This is a genomic window from Actinomycetospora sp., assembly GCF_036497585.1.
In the GTDB taxonomy this organism is placed as follows: domain Bacteria; phylum Actinomycetota; class Actinomycetes; order Mycobacteriales; family Pseudonocardiaceae; genus Actinomycetospora.
In genome coordinates, this window is sequence record NZ_DASXJD010000009.1 from 1 (window position 1) to 16,543 (window position 16,543).

The 16,543-nt window shown below is 74.2% G+C and carries 14 protein-coding genes; 13 read left to right on the forward strand and 1 reads right to left on the reverse strand.

Going from position 1 to position 16,543, the window contains the following annotated elements; genetic code table 11:
- From VGH76_RS00925 to VGH76_RS00985, 13 genes are all read left to right on the forward strand, one after another.
- Nucleotides 1-334, forward strand: a 334-nt coding sequence (locus VGH76_RS00925) for an MBL fold metallo-hydrolase (RefSeq protein WP_331554720.1), incomplete at its 5' end; no start/stop codon positions are given.
- Nucleotides 331-1,623, forward strand: coding sequence for a hydroxyacid-oxoacid transhydrogenase (locus VGH76_RS00930; RefSeq protein ID WP_331554721.1), 1,293 nt, complete (start codon nucleotides 331-333; stop codon nucleotides 1,621-1,623). The genes VGH76_RS00925 and VGH76_RS00930, both read left to right, overlap by 4 nt.
- Before the next feature lie 2 nt (nucleotides 1,624-1,625).
- Nucleotides 1,626-2,102: a zinc ribbon domain-containing protein gene (locus VGH76_RS00935; RefSeq protein ID WP_331554722.1), complete on the forward strand. Its 477-nt coding sequence runs from the start codon at nucleotides 1,626-1,628 to the stop codon at nucleotides 2,100-2,102.
- Between the two features lie 20 nt (nucleotides 2,103-2,122).
- Nucleotides 2,123-3,571 carry an aldehyde dehydrogenase gene (locus VGH76_RS00940; RefSeq protein ID WP_414637644.1) on the forward strand — a complete coding sequence of 483 codons (1,449 nt, stop codon included), beginning with the start codon at nucleotides 2,123-2,125 and terminating at the stop codon, nucleotides 3,569-3,571.
- 5 nt (nucleotides 3,572-3,576) lie between these two features.
- Nucleotides 3,577-4,488: an SCO6745 family protein gene (locus VGH76_RS00945; RefSeq protein WP_331554724.1), complete on the forward strand. Its 912-nt coding sequence runs from the start codon at nucleotides 3,577-3,579 to the stop codon at nucleotides 4,486-4,488.
- Nucleotides 4,485-5,333 carry an SCO6745 family protein gene (locus VGH76_RS00950; RefSeq protein ID WP_331554725.1) on the forward strand — a complete coding sequence of 283 codons (849 nt, stop codon included), beginning with the start codon at nucleotides 4,485-4,487 and terminating at the stop codon, nucleotides 5,331-5,333. The genes VGH76_RS00945 and VGH76_RS00950 overlap by 4 nt, the downstream gene beginning before the upstream one ends.
- 356 nt (nucleotides 5,334-5,689) lie before the next feature.
- Entirely contained in the window at nucleotides 5,690-6,661 is a 972-nt protein-coding gene (locus VGH76_RS00955) for an NADPH:quinone reductase (protein ID WP_331554726.1), read from the forward strand.
- 61 nt (nucleotides 6,662-6,722) lie between these two features.
- Nucleotides 6,723-7,256, forward strand: coding sequence for a hypothetical protein (locus tag VGH76_RS00960; RefSeq protein ID WP_331554727.1), 534 nt, complete (start codon nucleotides 6,723-6,725; stop codon nucleotides 7,254-7,256).
- A 54-nt stretch (nucleotides 7,257-7,310) separates the two neighbouring features.
- Nucleotides 7,311-9,044, forward strand: coding sequence for a GMC family oxidoreductase (locus tag VGH76_RS00965; protein WP_331554728.1), 1,734 nt, complete (start codon nucleotides 7,311-7,313; stop codon nucleotides 9,042-9,044).
- 409 nt (nucleotides 9,045-9,453) lie between these two features.
- Nucleotides 9,454-10,155: a dipeptidase PepE gene (gene pepE, locus VGH76_RS00970; protein WP_331554729.1), complete on the forward strand. Its 702-nt coding sequence runs from the start codon at nucleotides 9,454-9,456 to the stop codon at nucleotides 10,153-10,155.
- Nucleotides 10,131-11,420, forward strand: a complete 1,290-nt coding sequence (locus tag VGH76_RS00975; protein ID WP_331554730.1) for an amidohydrolase family protein — start codon at nucleotides 10,131-10,133, stop codon at nucleotides 11,418-11,420. Before pepE ends, VGH76_RS00975 begins: the two co-directional genes overlap by 25 nt.
- Nucleotides 11,421-11,440: 20 nt before the next feature.
- Nucleotides 11,441-14,434 (forward strand): FAD-binding and (Fe-S)-binding domain-containing protein, encoded by a 2,994-nt coding sequence (locus VGH76_RS00980; RefSeq protein WP_331554731.1) that lies wholly within the window; start codon nucleotides 11,441-11,443, stop codon nucleotides 14,432-14,434.
- Nucleotides 14,431-14,754: a DUF5313 family protein gene (locus tag VGH76_RS00985; RefSeq protein ID WP_331554732.1), complete on the forward strand. Its 324-nt coding sequence runs from the start codon at nucleotides 14,431-14,433 to the stop codon at nucleotides 14,752-14,754. Before VGH76_RS00980 ends, VGH76_RS00985 begins: the two co-directional genes overlap by 4 nt.
- 157 nt (nucleotides 14,755-14,911) lie before the next feature.
- On the opposite strand, the gene VGH76_RS00990 is transcribed toward VGH76_RS00985, so the two are convergent.
- Nucleotides 14,912-16,423 (reverse strand): alpha/beta fold hydrolase, encoded by a 1,512-nt coding sequence (locus tag VGH76_RS00990; RefSeq protein WP_331554733.1) that lies wholly within the window; start codon nucleotides 16,421-16,423, stop codon nucleotides 14,912-14,914.
- Nucleotides 16,424-16,543 lie beyond the last annotated feature (120 nt).

The window sequence follows — 16,543 nt, forward strand, 5'->3', positions numbered from 1 at the left end:
CCTGAACTGGGACACCGTCTCCGGTGACACCGAGTTCCTCCCCGGCGTCACGCTGCTCCAGACCCCCGGCCACACCCCGGGCACCATGTCGATGCAGGTCGACCTGCCCGACACCGGCACGATGATCTTCACGTCGGACGCGGTGTACATGGGCGAGTCCTACGGCCCGCCGACCACGCCCGCCGCGATCGTCAACGACATGGGCCAGTTCTACTCGTCGGTGGAGAAGATCCGCGGCATCGCCGAGCAGACCGACGCCACCGTCGTCTTCGGCCACGACGCCGACCAGATCCACCAGCTCAAGACCGTCTCGAACGGAGGGCACTACACGTGACCGTCCCGCCGGTTCCCACCGAGGAATCCGTCTTCACCTGGGGGGCTCCGCCCCTGAAGTTCGGCGCCGGCGCGTGCGATGAGATCGGGTTCGACCTCGCGCAGTACGGCGCGAAGCGCATCCTGCTGATCACCGACCCCGGGATGCAGCAGACCGGCCTGCCCGACCGGATCGCGGACCAGATCCGCCGCTACGACATGACCGTCGAGATCTTCGACGGGGTGCACGTCGAGCCGACCGACGACTCGATGAACAAGGCCATCGGCTACGCCACCGAGCAGGGACCGTGGGACGGCTTCGTCGCGGTCGGGGGCGGGTCGTCGATCGACACGGCCAAGGCGGTCAACCTGCTCACCACCTACCCCGGTGAGCTGATGGACTACATCAACAAGCCGGTCGGGAACGCCCAGGTGCCGCCGGGGTCGCTCAAGCCGCTCATCGCGGTCCCGACGACGGCGGGCACCGGCTCCGAGTCGACCGCCATGTGCATCCTCGACGTGCTCTCGCTGCGGGTGAAGACCGGCATCAGCCACTGGCGGCTGCGCCCGACGATGGCCGTCGTCGACCCGCTGCTGACCATGACGCTGCCCCCCCAGGTCACCGCGGCCGCGGGCATGGACATCGTCTGTCACGCGCTGGAGAGCTACACCGCCCGCTGGTACACCTCGTTCGACCGCAAGAAGCCCGAGGAGCGGGTGACCTACTGCGGGTCGAACCCGGTCTCGGACCTGTGGTGCGAGAAGTCGATGTCGCTGCTGGCCCGCTCGTTCCGGACCGCCGTGCAGCGCGGCGACGAGGACGTCGACGCCCGCATGGACATGATGATGGCGGCCACGTTCGCGGGGATGGGCTTCGGCAACTCAGGCGTGCACATCCCGCACGCGAACGCCTACCCGATCGCCGGTCAGGTCCGCGACTTCCGCCCGGCGGGCTACCCGCAGGACGAGGCGATGGTGCCCCACGGCATGTCGGTGTCGCTGACGGCGCCCGAGGCGTTCCGGTTCTCGTTCGGGTCCGCACCCGACCGGCACATGGCCGCGGCGAAGCTGCTCGGGCCGAACGCCGACACCCAGAACGACGCGTCGGAGCAGCTCCCGCACGTCGTGACCGAGCTGATGCGCGACATCGACATCCCGAACGGCATCGGTGCGGTCGGGTTCGGCGAGTCGGACATCCCCGACCTCGTCGACGGGACGATGAAGCAGCAGCGCCTCCTCGCGACGTGCCCACGCACGCCGACCGAGGACGACATCGCGGACATCTTCGCGAAGTCGATCGAGAACTGGTAGCCGTGCCGATCTACGACTACCGCTGTGGCGGCGGACCGGATGCCGCGCCCGAGGACGCCGGGTGCGGGCTGCGGTTCGAGCGCCTGGTGGAACGCGACGCCCCGCCCCCGGCCTGCCCGGAGTGCGGGGGCGTGTCCCGCAAGGTGCCGTCCCGCCCGGCGCTGCACGGGCAGGCCGACGCCGGGCTGGCCAAGGAGCAGATGCCCCAGACCTGGCGGGGGACCTACCACGGCAACCGTGAGTACCTGACCGCGATGCAGCGGAAGTGGGAGCAGCGCCAGCGCCTCGAGGCCAAGCATCCCGAGCTCGCCGGCGACACCCGCCCGGTGGCCGCCCACGAGGGCCGCTACGAGCAGGTCCCGCTGCGGGCCGGGGAGCCGATGATCACGCCGGCCCCCGAGCCCTCCGCGCCGTCGCACGGCCACGGCCACGGGCATGGCCACGGGCACGGGCACGGCGGGTCGGAGGAGACGACGTGAGCGAGCTGGAGACGCTGTCGATGCTCGTGGGCGGCCAGGCGGTGGGGGCGGTCTCGGGGAAGACCTTCAGGTCGCAGAACCCCTACACCGGACAGTCGTGGGCGGTGATCCCCGACGGCGGCGACGAGGACATCGACAACGCCGTCGCCGCCGCCCGCGCCGCGCTCGACGGCGAGTGGGGGCAGATGACGGGGTTCGCCCGCGCCGCCTGCCTGCGCCGGCTGGCCGACCTCATCGGCGAGAACGCCGAGCGCCTGGCCCGCCTCGAGGTCAACGACTCGGGCAAGCTCTACCGGGAGATGCTCGGGCAGCTCAATGGCCTGGGCGGCTGGTACCACTACTACGCCGGTATCGCCGCGACCCTCGAGGGCCGCCAGATCCCCTCGCCCAACCCGAACTACCTCGTCTACACCCGCCGCGAGCCGGTCGGCGTGGTCGCCGCGATCACCCCGTGGAACTCGCCGCTGCTGCTGATGAGCTGGAAAGTGGCACCCGCTCTGGCCGCGGGCTGCACCGTCGTCATCAAGCCCTCGGAGCACGCGCCCGGGTCGACGCTCGGGTTCGCGGAGCTGATCATGCAGGCCGGGATCCCCGACGGCGTCGTCAACGTCGTCACGTCCTCGACCGGCGGCCCGGGCGCGCACCTGGCCGGGCACCCCGGCATCGACAAGGTCGCGTTCACCGGGTCGACCGCCACCGGGCGCAAGGTCGCCGTGGCCGCCGCGGAGAACCTCCACCCGGTCACGCTGGAGCTCGGCGGGAAGTCGCCGCAGGTGGTCTTCCCCGACGCCGACCTGCAGGCAGCCGCGAACGGCCTCGTCGCCGGGGTGTTCGCCGCCACCGGGCAGACCTGCATGGCGGGCTCCCGGCTCGTCGTGCACGCCGACGTCCACGACGAGCTGGTCCGCCTGGTCGCCGAGCGCGCCTCGCAGATCAAGCTCGGGGACCCCTTCGCCGAGGACACCGAGATGGGCCCGGTGGCCAACGGGATGCAGTACGAGAAGGTCGTCGGCTACCTGCGGACCGCCCGGCAGGAGGGCGCGACCGTCGCCTACGGCGGCGACGCCGACGAGGAGCTCGGCGGCTACTTCGTCCAGCCGACGGTGCTCTCGGTCAAGCCGACCGACACGGTGTTCCGCGAGGAGGTCTTCGGGCCGGTGCTCGCCGCCACGACCTTCACCGACGAGGACGAGGCGGTGAAGCTGGCCAACGACACCCCCTACGGCCTCGCCGGCGCGGTCTGGACCAAGGACGTCCACCGCGCGCACCGCGTCGCCGCCCGCATCAAGGCCGGCACCGTCTGGATCAACGCGTACCGGGTGGTGGCACCGAGCGTGCCCTTCGGCGGCTACAAGGACTCCGGGCTCGGCCGGGAGAACGGGGTGGCCGCGGTCGACGCCTACCTGGAGACCAAGTCGGTGTGGGTCGAGCTGACCGGCGGCACCCGCGACCCCTTCACCCTCGGCTGAGCGCCATGGACTTCACCGAGGCCCGCGAGATCTTCCTCCGCCCGCGCGAGGGGGCGGCCGCGCCCCGGCCCGAGACGTCCGCGCGCCGGCTGCGCCACGTGCTCGAGCCGCTGGCCATGGTCAACGTCTGGAGCGCGCCCGCCCACGAGCACCTGGCGAAGGCGGGGCTCGACTTCCTCACCGGCTACGTCGGTGGGCGGGCCTGCGTGCTCGGCGACCCCTCGCCCGGCGTCGTCGTCGCGACGTTCGCGGTCTTCGAGCCCGGGCTCGCGGGCGAGCTCTGGCGCCAGGCGCGGGCCGCGTGCACCGTCGAGGAGCTCCTCGCGGTCCGCGAGCTCGGTGGTGGCGAGGGCCTGCGGGCGGCGCTGGAGGGCGTCGAGGTCGCCGAGATCGGACGCGTGACGCGGCTGCTGCGCGAGGCGCTCGACGCGGCCGGGCCCGGCGACCTCGCCGGCCGCCCGCTCTACGCCGGGCTGCGCGACCTGCCCTGGCCCACCGACCCGCACGCCGCGCTCTGGCACGTCGCGACGCTCCACCGCGAGCACCGCGGCGACGCCCACCTCGGCGCCTGCACCGCGGCCGGCGTCGACGGGCTCGAGGCGAACGTCCTCACCGAGCTGCGGATCGGGTTCGACCTCTACGAGTACACCGGCACCCGCGGGTGGTCGGCCGAGGCCATGGACGCCGCCGTCGCGCGGCTCACTGCCCGGGGCTGGATCGTCGACGGGGCCCTCACCCCCGCCGGGCGGGCCGCTCGCGAGGCGATCGAGGTGGCCACCGACCTCGCCCAGCAGCGGGTGCTCGACGCCCTCGAGGACGACCTCGACGAGCTGCTGGGCACCCTGGGCCGCTGGGCCGACCACGTCGTCGCCGCCGGCTGGTTCCCCCCGGACCCGTACAAGCGGGCCGCCGGGTGAGCCCCGACCCCACCCCGGCCCGCCGGCTGCAGGACGCCCTCGAGCCGATCGCGATGGTGCACGTCCACTCGGGCGAGGCCCGCGAGCAGTACGCGGCGCTGGGCCTCGAGCGCTTCGCCGGCTACGTCCTCGGCCGTGCCGGCACGCTGGGCCTTCCGCCGACGAACCTCGTCGTCGCCACCTTCGGGGTCTTCGAGCCCGACATGCTGGGCGGGGTCTACGAGAGCGCCCTCACCACGGCGACGGTGCCCGACGTGCTCGCCGCCAAGCAGGCGGCGGCGACCCGCTGCCTGCACCGGGTGCTCGGCGAGCCGGGCCGCGACGTCGAGGAGGTGATCGCCGTGCTCCGGGCGGGTCTCGAGCGGGCCCCGCTGCTCGGCAAGCCGCTGTTCGGGGGGCTGTCCTCGCTGGACTGGCCCGGCGACGCCTGGGGACGGCTCTGGCACGCGGCGAACCTGCTGCGCGAGTTCCGCGGCGACGCGCACCTGGCCTGCCTGGTCGCCTACGGCATCGGCGCACTGGAGTCGAACCTGCTCACCGAGGCGCACGTCGGGATCCCGGTGCCGGAGTACATGCGCACGCGGTCGTGGTCCGAGGCCGACATCACGGCCGCCCGCGACGACCTCGTCGACCGGGTGCTCCTCACCCCCGACGGCGTCCTCACCGAGCGCGGCGCCACCCTGCGCCGCGACGTCGAGGACGCGACGGAGGCCGCGCTCGACCCGGTGCTCGAGGGCATGGAGCACGCGCTCGACCGGGTCGTGCAGCGGTGCACCACGTGGTCACGGGACCTGCGCGCGCAGGGCGCCTTCCCCGACGACGACGGCAAGCTGCGCGCCGGGTAGGTGCGCTTCGCGCACGTGAGCAGTTTCGGTTGCTATAGCGCCCGAAAGTGCTCACGAGCGACGAAGTCGCACATACGCGAACGGGATCGCCACGACGCCCATCACCACACCACCGACCAGCGCGGACCCGGGCAGCCCGAAGAACACCAGGTGGGCGAGCACCGACGACGCGTAGACCCACAGGTAGAGCCACAGGTAGAGCCCCGACGCCGGGCCTCACACCGGCCCCGGGCCCAGTCGTGCTCGGCGGCTACCGGGTCACGGTGGTGCTCGACGAGGCGCTGCCCCGACGGTCCCGACGACGGGCGGACGGTGCGGATGGTGCGGGCGGCGCGCCGGGCGGGAATGCTGGGGTCATGAAGGCCGCCGTCTACCGGAAGACCGGACCCGCCGCGGAGGTCCTCGCCGTCGAGGACGTCGACGTTCCCGACCCCGGGCCCGGGGAGGTCCGGGTGCGCATCACGCGCTCGGCGATCAACCCGACCGACTGGAAGACGCGCGCCGGGCTGACCGGCCGGGATCCCGACGACTTCCAGGTGCCCCACCAGGACGGCGCGGGCATCGTCGACGCCGTCGGGCCGGACGTCTCCGACCGCGAGCCCGGCCAGCACGTGTGGATCTTCTTCGCCGCCTTCGGGAACCGCTTCGGCACCGCCGCCGAGTACTCCGTGCTGCCGGCCGACCGCACGGTGCCGCTGCCCGACGCCGACCACGACGACCTCGGGGCCTGCCTCGGCGTCCCCGGCCTCACCGCGGCGCAATGCCTGGGCGGCGACCCGGGCGCGCTCGACGGGAAGACGGTGCTGGTCGCCGGGGGCGCGGGCGCCGTCGGGCACTACGCGATCGAGCTGGCCAAGCACGCGGGCGCCCGCGTCGTCGCCACCGTCAGCTCCGAGGAGAAGGGCGAGCTGGCCCGGGCGGCCGGCGCCGACCTCGTCGTCAACTACCGCGAGGACGGCGCGACCGAGCGCGTGGGCGGCTTCGCCGAGCACGTCGACCGGATCGTCGAGGTCGCCCTCGGGGCGAACCTCGACCTCGACCTGGCGGTCGCCGGGGCCGGCGCCGTCATCTCCGTCTACGCCAACGAGCCGAACGACCCGGTGCTCCCGGTGCGCCGGTTCATGACCGCCAACGCGACGCTGCGCTTCGTCCTGCTCTACGGCGTGCTCCCCGACGAGCTGGCCGCGGACCTCGCCTGGGTGCGCGACGCGGTGGCCGCCGGAGCGCTCACGCCGCTGCCGATCTCGACCTTCGCGCTCGACGACGTCGTCGCAGCTCAGGAGGCGGTGGAGAAGGGCGCCGTCGGGAAGGTCATGCTGGTCCCCTGACCCGGGCGCGTCGACACGTCCCGCAGACGACCGCCACCGACCTCTCCTGGGAGTTCACTCCGTGACCAACCGATCCGGCCGATTCGAGATCCTCTCCGACGTCATGCTGTCCTGGACCCCGTCGGAGGACCCCGCGGACGACGGCGGGTGGACCCGGTCGTCGGGTGCGCAGTGGGACGCCGACGGCGACCGGATCGGCACGCGCACCGCCTGGCACCTCGCGTCCTCGCACTCCCGCGACAAGCGGGTGGGCCCCGGGACGGTCGGCTGGATCCACGAGTGGACCGGGCGCGGCCGGCTGGCCGGGGTGATCGTCTTCGATAGCAACCCGTACAGCCGCACCGAGTCGGCGAACGAGGTCAGCTGGTACGCCGAGGGCGTCGTGTGCTTCATCCCGCCCGAGGACCGGGTCACCGCCGAGACGATCATGGCGGACCCCGAGTGGAAGCCGAGCGCCCCGTACGTGGGCGTCCGCGGACGGCAGTTCAAGGACGGCGCCCCGGTGGCCCCCGGCAACGCGGCGGTGCTGCGCCGGCTCCTCGACCCCGAGACGGCGCGGTGGCTCGACCGCGACTCGCGGGTCGCCACGCGCTGACACCTTGTACGTGTGACCTTCCGTCACAGTTACCCGCCGGTTAACGTACGGGCGGTGCAGTCCCACCACGACGTCCTCGTCATCGGCTCCGGGTTCGGCGGCAGCGTCACGGCGCTGCGCCTGACCGAGAAGGGCTACCGGGTCGGCGTCCTCGAGGCCGGCCGCCGGTTTACTCCGGAGACGCTGCCCTCGACGTCGTGGGACGTCCGGAACTTCCTCTGGGCACCCCGGCTGGGCTGCTACGGCATCCAGCGCATCCACGTGCTGCGCGACGTCGTGGTGCTGGCCGGGGCCGGCGTCGGCGGCGGGTCGCTCAACTACGCGAACACGCTCTACCAGCCCTCGTCGCCGGCGTTCTACCGCGACCCGCAGTGGGCGTCGATCACCGACTGGCGCGACGAGCTCGACCCGTTCTACGACCAGGCCCGCCGGATGCTCGGCGTCGTCACCCAGCCCAGCGTGACGCCGTCGGACGAGGTGATGCGGCGGGTCGCCCGCGAGTGGGGCCGCGAGGACACCGTGACCCCGACCCAGGTCGGCGTGTTCTTCGGGCGTAACGGCGCCAAGGAGCCGGGCGTGACGGTGCCCGACCCGTTCTTCGGCGGTGCGGGCCCGGACCGGGTCGGGTGCATCGAGTGTGGCGAGTGCATGACCGGCTGCCGCCACGGCGCGAAGAACACGGCGGACCGCAACTACCTCGGGCTCGCCGAGCGGGCGGGCGCCGTCGTGCACCCGGAGACGACCGTGGTGTCGGTGCGGCCGCGCTCGGGTGGTGGGTACGAGGTGGTGACGAGGCCGACGCGGGGCGCGGGCCGACGTCGCCGGGTGGTGTTCACCGCCGACCAGGTCGTGTTCTCCGCCGGGACGTGGGGCACGCAGTCGCTGCTGCACCGGCTGCGCGACACCGGGGAACTGCCGTTCGTGTCCGCCCGCCTGGGCCACCTGACGCGGACGAACTCCGAGGCGCTGGTCGGGGCGATGGCGCGGCGGGCGCCCGAGCGGGGCGGGCCGCGGGACTTCTCGCGGGGCGTCGCGATCACCTCGTCGTGGCACCCGGACGACGACACCCACATCGAGCCGTGCCGCTACGGGCACGGGTCGAACGCGATGGGCCTGCTCACCACGCTGATGACCGACGGCGGGGGGCGCGTCCCGCGGCTCGCGAAGCTGCTGGGCGCGATGGTCCGCCACCCGCGGACGCTGGCCCGCTCGCTGGACAAGCGGCGCTGGTCGGAGCGGACCGTGATCGCGCTGGTGATGCAGTCGCTCGACAACTCGATCACGGTGGGACGGCGCTTCGGTCGGCTGGTCTCGCGGCAGGGCCACGGCACCCCCAACCCGACCTGGATCCCGGCCGCGAACGCGACCACCCGCCGGATGGCCGAGCTCATCGACGGCGATCCGGGGGGCACCTGGGGCGAGGCGGTGAACATGCCGATGACGGCGCACTTCATCGGCGGGTGCGCGATCGGGTCCTCGGCCTCGGAGGGGGTGATCGACCCCTACCAACGGCTCTACGGCCACCCCGGTCTGCACGTGGTGGACGGGTCGGCGCTCTCGGCCAACCTCGGGGTGAACCCGTCGCTGACGATCACCGCCCAGGCCGAGCGGGCGATGGCGTTCTGGCCGAACAAGGGCGAGACGGATCCGCGCCCGCCGCTGGGGTCGGGCTACGAGCGGATCGCGCCGGTGGCGCCGTGCGCTCCGGTGGTGCCGGCCGACGCTCCGGGTGCGCTGCGGGTGACCCTGCCGGTGCCGACGGTGCCAGCGCGCACCGAACGGGTCTGAGGGGCTCGCAGGAAGCCGGACGGTCCGACGATCGGGGCGCTGAGCTCATCGGGACGCTGCTCACGACATCGGCCGACCGTGTGCGGCAGGCACACGGTCGACGTGCCCAGCACCCACCCGCGCTCGTGCGCGCCCCGCACACAATCCACGGAGCGAGCACGCCGCCCACCCTCGGGCGCGCCCCGCACACGGTCGACGTGCGGGGCAATCGCACCTGCGCTCGTGCGCGGCCCGCACACGGGCCGGGGCTGAGCGCCCACCGCAACGTGCGCGCCAAGCACCCCTGGCATCCACTCGTCGTCCGCTCCCCCCAGCCGTGTGCGTCCCGCAACCCCGACGACCGCTCGTCGCCCTCCATCGATGACCGTGCGCGCGGCGTACACCAGGCCGCCCCTGTCACGCTGCCCCCGTGCCCGGCGACGTGCTGCTCCTGTCCAACTCCCACCCACCCGGAGGAGCCGAGCCGTTCGCGCCTGCCCGCGACCTCCTCGCGCACCACCTCGCCGAGCGCCCCGTGTGGTTCGTCCCCTACGCCCGCGCCGACCACGACGACTACTTCACCTGGGTGCACGACGCCCTCGGGCCACGGATCGACCTGCGGCCGCTGCACCGCGAGGCCGAGCCCGCCGCCACCCTCGCCGACGCGGCCGCGGTGTTCGTCGGCGGCGGCAACACCTTCCGGCTGCTCCACGACGTCCGCCGCCTCGGCCTCCTCGACGCCCTGCACGCGAACCCCGAGTGCCGCTACACCGGCAGCTCCGCGGGCACCAACCTCGCCTGCCCCACCATCCGGACCACCAACGACATGCCGATCCTCGACCCGGGCGGCCTCGACGCCCTCGCGCGCGTCCCGTTCCAGGTCAACCCGCACTACCTCGACCCGGACCCCGCCAGCACCCACCAGGGCGAGACCCGCGAGGAGCGCATCGCCGAGTTCCACGAGGTCGACCCCCTGCCCGTGGTCGGGCTCCGCGAGGGCGCCTGGCTGCACCGCACCGGCGACACCCTGACCCTCGACGGCAACACCGCACGCCTCTTCCGCCGCAACCAGGAGCCGGACGAGCTCGCGGCGGGTACCGACCTGTCGTGGCTGCTGACGATCTCCTCCTGACGAACGTCCGGGTCCGCGGGCGTGCCGAGCTCGTCGACCTCCGGGTCGAGCACGGCCGGATCGCGGAGGTCGGCCCCGGCCTGGACGCATCCCCCGGCACGACGACTCTCGACGGCGGCGCCCGCCCCGTCCTCCCCGGCCTCGTCGAGCCCCACCTGCACCTCGACAAGGCGATGCTCGGCGAGCGCGAGCCCGAGAATCCAATACAGCACGCCGATAGGGGGACCCTCGCGGGCGCCGTCGCGACGACCGCCCGGCTCAAGGAGGGCTTCACACACGACGACGTCGCGGCCCGCGCCGAGGACGTCCTCCGCCGCGCCGTCACCCACGGCACCACCGTCGTGCGCACCCCGGTCGACGTCGACCCCACCGTCGGGCTGACGAGCATCGACGCACTCCTCGAGGTGAAGCAGCGCTGGGCCGGCACCGTCGAGATCCAGGTCGTCGCGTTCCCGCAGGAGGGGCTCGCCGCGCGCCCCGGCACCGACGAGCTGCTCGTCGAGGCGCTGCGCCGCGGCGTGGACGTCGTCGGGGGGTGCAGTTACGCCGAGGACGACGTCGAGGGCTGCCGCGCGCACCTGCGGCGGGTGTTCGACCTGGCCGAGCGCTTCGACGTCCCCGTCGACGTGCACGCCGACTTCGCCCCGGCGCACGCCACCGACCCGCGCCACGCCCTGGCCGGGGACGTCGCCGCCCTGACCCGCGCCCGCGGCTGGGGCGGGCGCACGACGATCGGGCACGTCACCACCCTCGCCGGGTACGCCGACGACGCGCGGCGCCGGCTGGTCGCCGAGCTCGCCGACGCCGGGGTGGGCCTCGTCGTCCTCCCGCCCACCGACCTGTACGTGCAGGGGACCGTGGCCCCGGTCGCCGAGCTGCTCGACGGCGGGGTCGCGACGGCGCTGTCGAGCAACAACGTCCGCAACGCCTTCACCCCGTTCGGCACCGCCGACGTGCTCGACGTCACCCTCCTCGCCGCCCACACCCAGCCGTTCGGCACCCGCGACGGCCTCGACCGCCTCCTTGACCGGGCCACCCGGGGCGCCGCCGCCATGCTCGGCGTGGACGGGGCGAGCGGAGCGACGGGGGTGGGCCGGCGCAGCCACGACCTCGCCCCCGGCTCCCGCGCCGACCTGGTCGTCCTCGACTCCCCGCGTGCCGACCACCACACCGCCCTGCTCGACCGCGCCCCGCGCCGGTACGTCATCAGCGGCGGGCGGGTGGTCGCCAAGACGGCGACGAACACGACGCTGCACGTCCCCTGATCGACAAGCAGGATGGAGGCATGACGAGCGCCCCGTCCCGCCCGAGCACCGCGAACTCCCTCCTCGCCGAGGAGCTCGCGGGAGCGATGCGCGGCACGGTCCGGTTCGACACCGCCACCCGGGCGATGTGGTCGGCGGACTCGTCGAACTACCGCCACGTCCCGCTCGGCGTCGTGCAGCCCGTCGACTCCGACGACGTCGAGCGCGCGGTCGAGGTCACCCGCCGTCACGGGGTCCCGCTGCTGCCCCTGGGCGCCCGGACGAGCATCTGCGGGCAGTCGGTGAACGAGGCCGTCGTCGTCGACTTCCACCGGCACCTCAACCAGGTGCTGGAGATCGACCCGGACGCCCGCACCGCCCGCGTCCAGCCCGGCACCGTCCTCGACGACCTGCGCGACGCGGCACGCCCGTACGGACTGACCTTCGGGCCCGACCCGTCGACCCACAACCGCTGCACGCTCGGCGGGATGATCGGCAACAACGCCTGCGGGTCGCACTCGGTGGCCTGGGGCAAGACCGTCGACAACGTCCGCGCGCTCGACGTCCTGCTCGCCGACGGCACCCGCATGCACGTCGGCGGCGCGATGGACGACGCGGCCATCGACGCCGCCGCGCGCCGTCCCGGCGCCGAGGGGCGGGTGTACGTGGAGCTCAAGGCGCTGCGGGACCGGACCGCCGACATCGTCCGCGCCGACACCCCGGACCTCACCCGCCGGGTCAGCGGCTACAACGTCGACCAGCTGCTGCCCGAGCACGGCTTCGACCTGGCGAAGGCCCTGGTCGGCACCGAGGGCACCTGCGTGACGCTGCTCGAGGCGACGGTGGACCTCGTCGAGTCGCCGCCGGTGCGCGCGCTCGCCGTCCTCGGCTTCGCCGACGCCTACACCGCCGCCGACCACGTCGTCCCCGTCCGCGAGCACGCCCCGCTCACGATCGAGGGGATGGACGTCGGGGTCATCGGCGCGCTGCGCAGCGCCCGCCCCGACGACCGCAGCCACGAGGCGCTGCCGGGCGGCACGGGCTGGCTCTACGTCGAGACCGGCGGCACGACCCGCCAGGAGGCCCACGCCAAGGCCGAGGCGATCGCGAAGGAGATGGCCTGGGCGACGGTGGACTCGAAGGTCGTCAGCGAGCCGAAGGCCATGCGGTCGCTCTGGAAGATCCGCGAGGACGGGTCGGGCATCGTCACCCGCGGGCCCGGCGGCGTCGAGGCGTGGCCGGGCTGGGAGGACGCCGCGGTGCAGCCGGCGAAGTTCGGCAGCTACCTGCGCGAGTTCGACGCGCTGCTCGCGAAGCACGGCCGCAGCGGCGCCTACTACGGCCACTTCGGCGACGGCTGCCTGCACGTGCGGATCGACTTCGACCTGCTCACGACGCCGGGCATGCGCAACTTCCGCAGCTTCCTCGAGGACGCCGCCGACCTCGCCGTCGCGCACGGCGGGTCGCTCTCCGGCGAGCACGGCGACGGCCAGGCCCGCGCCGAGCTGCTCAGCCGGATGTACACGCCGCGGATGCTCGACGCGTTCGCCGACTTCAAGCGCGCCTGGGACCCCGACGGGCGGATGAACCCGCACCGCGTCGTCGATCCGCCGAAGATCGACGACGACGTCCGCGTCTTCCTCGGCCAGCCCACCATCGGCACGCGCACCGAGCTCGACTTCGTCGACGACGGCGTTCCCGACGGCGTCCGGGGCGGGTTCGCCTCCGCGACCCGCCGCTGCATCGGCGTCGCGAAGTGCATCACCGCGTCCGGCGGGGTCATGTGCCCGAGCTACCGGGTGACCGGCGAGGAGAAGCACTCCACCCGCGGGCGCGCCCGCCTGCTGTTCGAGATGGCCTCCGGGCAGGCCGTGCCCGACGGCTGGCGCTCCACCGAGGTCCGCGACGCGCTCGACCTGTGCCTGAGCTGCAAGGGCTGCGCGCGGGACTGCCCAGTCGGGGTCGACATGGCGACCTACAAGACCGAGTTCCTCGCCCAGCACTACGCAGGGCGGGCGAAGGACCGGCCGCGGTCGCACTGGTCGATGGGGTGGCTGCCGGCCTGGTTGCGGATCGCCGGCTCGATCCCGGGTGCCCCCCGGCTGGCGAACGCGCTGGCACGCCGGCCCGCGCTGGCCTCCGTCGCGAAGAAGGCGGGCGGCATCGCTCCGCAGCGCTCCATCCCGGCCCTCGCGCCCCGGCCCCTGCGCCGGCTGCTGGGCGGGACCGACCACTCCGCGCGGGCCGACGTCGAGAAGCGCGTCCTGCTCTGGCCCGACACCTTCACCGAGGCGTTCGACCCCGACCTCGCCCTCGACGCCATCGCGGTGCTCGAGGCGCTGGGCTACCGCGTGGAGCTGCCGTCCTCGGGGGTGTGCTGCGGGCTGACGTGGATCACCACCGGGCAGCTCGGCGCGGCGCGGCGGGTCGTCGGGCGCAGCCTCGAGCGGATCCGGCCGTGGCTCGAGGACGGGGTGCCGATCGTCGGGCTCGAGCCGTCGTGCACCGCGGCGCTGCGCGGCGACTCGCTCAAGGTGCTCGGCCGGGACCACGAGCTGGCCGGGATCGCGTCGGCGTCGATCCGCACGTTCGCCGAGCTGCTCGCGGAGCACACCTCCGAACTCGCCGCGCTGGCGGACGGGACGCGGCGCAAGGCCTTGGTCCAGATCCACTGCCACCAGTACGCCGAGCTGGGGACCGACTCCGACCGCGCCGTCCTCTCCGCGCTCGGCGTCGAGGCCGAGGTCCTCGACGAGGGCTGCTGCGGGCTGGCGGGCAACTTCGGTTTCGAGGACGGGCACTACGAGGTCTCGACGGCGTGCGCGGAGCGGGGCCTCATGCCCGCGGTGCGCGAGGCGTCGTCGGACACCGCGGTGCTCGCCGACGGATACTCGTGCCGCACCCAGATCCGCCAGCTCGACAACGGCGGCCACGAGCCGACCCACCTCGCGAGCATCGCGGCCCGGGCGTTGGGCCTCCGGCCCCGTGCGTGCGTTTCCGTGCCAGAACACGGAAACGCACGCACAAGCGGGTGACCGCCAAGCCGGGCGTCCTGCGCTGGCTCGCCTACGCGTTCGGCGCCCGGCTCCCGGTGGTCTACGGCGACTGGGTGCTGCACGACCTCACCGCGCGGACGTGGTTCCTGCGCCAGCTCGCACGCACCGCGGTCCAGTGCGTCCCCGCCGCGCTGCTCGCGCTCCTGCCGGGGCCGGGCTGGCTGCGGGTGGCGCTGCCGTGCTTCGTGCTCTTCTCGGCGCTGTTCATGTCGGCGATCTTCTCGCCGATGATCCGCGAGAAGCGGCTCTACCAGCACGGGTTCCTGCCCGAGATCGTCCTCGGCCGTCAGGAGGAGTGACCGGCGGCGCGGCGGACCGGCTCGTCGACCAGCGGGACGCCCGCCTGCAGCCGCCCGAGCTTCGCGTCCAGCTGAGCCGAACGCCGTCGGAGCGAGCGGCACTCCCGCTGCTTCTATGCGTACGAACGGTCCGCTCGCTCCGCGGCGTCGGGGGCCGTCAGCCCGCGAACGCCACTGCCCCGGGGTCCGGAGGGCACACCGTGCCGTCCGCCGGCGGATGCGCGGGGTCCAGGAGGTAGGCCGCGGCGGCGTCCTCGGCGCAGTGGCTGGGCAGGTCGAGGGTGGTGTGGCCGAACCCGTCCACGACGAGGACCCGCGCCGCCGACAGCTCGGCGGCGGTCGCGCGGGCGTTCGGGAGCGGGGTGTCGGAATCCTCGCGGGCGTTCACGACGAGGGCCGGCGCGTGCAGCGGGGCGTTCCACGGGCCGAGGTAGCGGTCGGGGTCGACGGCGGGCCAGTCGACGCACGGCGCAGTGTTCAGCGCCGTCGGGACACCGAAGAGCGGGTGGGCGGCCTGCTCGGCGGGCAGCAGCGCGTCGATCTGCGTGGCGCTCGGGGTGACGACATCGGTGCACTGCACGGCGAGGAACGCAGTCGAGTGCGCGGGGGCGCCCGCGGCCCGGTCGGGCACCACCGGGCCGGGCGGCACGCCGGCCGGGGCGCGCGCGGCGACGGTGCGCGCGAGCGAGGACAGCCGCCCGCCGGACTCCAGCGCCGTCGCGACGCGGTCCGCGAGGTCGGCCGACCCGCCCGCGCGGGTCGCGGCCGCGGTCACCGAGTCGAACCGGGCGCGCGGATCGGCGCCGGGCGGTGCGGCGAGGGCGCACCCGGCCGGCCCCGCCGCCGAGCACGCCCTCAGGAACGCCTGCACGGACGCGTCACGGTCGCCCGCCACCCCGGCGCGGACGTCGACCGGTCGGGTCGGGTCGGCGGGGCCCGCGTTGGCGGCGAGGTCGAGCGCGCCGTCGACGACCAGGGCGCGCAGGTGGTCTCCGAACAGGTTCGCGTAGGTGGCGCCGAGGACGGTGCCGTAGGAGTAGCCGTAGACGCTGAGCTCGGGCTCGCCGAGGGCCTGGCGCACCAGGTCGAGGTCGCGCGCGGCGTTCGCGGTGGACAGGTGGCGCAGCAGCTCGCCCGACGCGGCGGCGCACGCCTGCCCGGCCGCACGGGCCGACGTCCAGAACCCGCCCGGATCGGCGAGCGGAGAGCCGGCGGGGAGCACCGGCTGCCCGTCGAACGCCCCGCAGCGCACCGGGGTGCTCTGGCCGACCCCGCGCGGGTCGACGGCCAGGACGTCCATCCGGGCGCGGAGCCCGGCGAAGCGGGTCGAGAGCCGGCGCAGGCTCGAGGTCCCCGGGGTGCCGGGGCCGCCGTAGTTCACCGCGACGGTGCCGATCCGGTGCGCCGGATCGAGGGCGGGCAGCCGGACCATCCCGAGCGCGATCGTCGGCCCGGTCGGGTTCCGGTAGTCGAGGGGGACGGGCACCGTCGCGCACTGGAACCCGCTGCCGCAGGAATGCCAGTCGATCCGCGGCACCGCCGCGCCGTTGGTGCCCAGCACCGCGCCCGGCGACGACCCCCCGACTCCCGACGACGGCGTCGTCGGCCCGGCGCACGCCGCCACCAGCAGCAGGAGCACCAGGGAGGTGCGCTTCGCGCGTGTGAGCACTTTCAGGGGTTATAGCACCGGAAAGTGCTCACGTGCGCGCAGCGCACCTATGCGAGGTTCCGCAACAACGGCCACGCCTGGGCCCACGGCTCGCGCGGCGTGCACAGCGCGAGCGAGACC

Coding starts and splice junctions, on each gene's coding strand:
- VGH76_RS00940 (WP_414637644.1), top strand. CDS start 2,123: ATGCTCGTGGGCGGCCAGGCGGTGGGGGCGGTCTCGGGGAAGACCTTC.
- VGH76_RS00945 (WP_331554724.1), top strand. CDS start 3,577: ATGGACTTCACCGAGGCCCGCGAGATCTTCCTCCGCCCGCGCGAGGGG.
- VGH76_RS00955 (WP_331554726.1), top strand. CDS start 5,690: ATGAAGGCCGCCGTCTACCGGAAGACCGGACCCGCCGCGGAGGTCCTC.
- VGH76_RS00980 (WP_331554731.1), top strand. CDS start 11,441: ATGACGAGCGCCCCGTCCCGCCCGAGCACCGCGAACTCCCTCCTCGCC.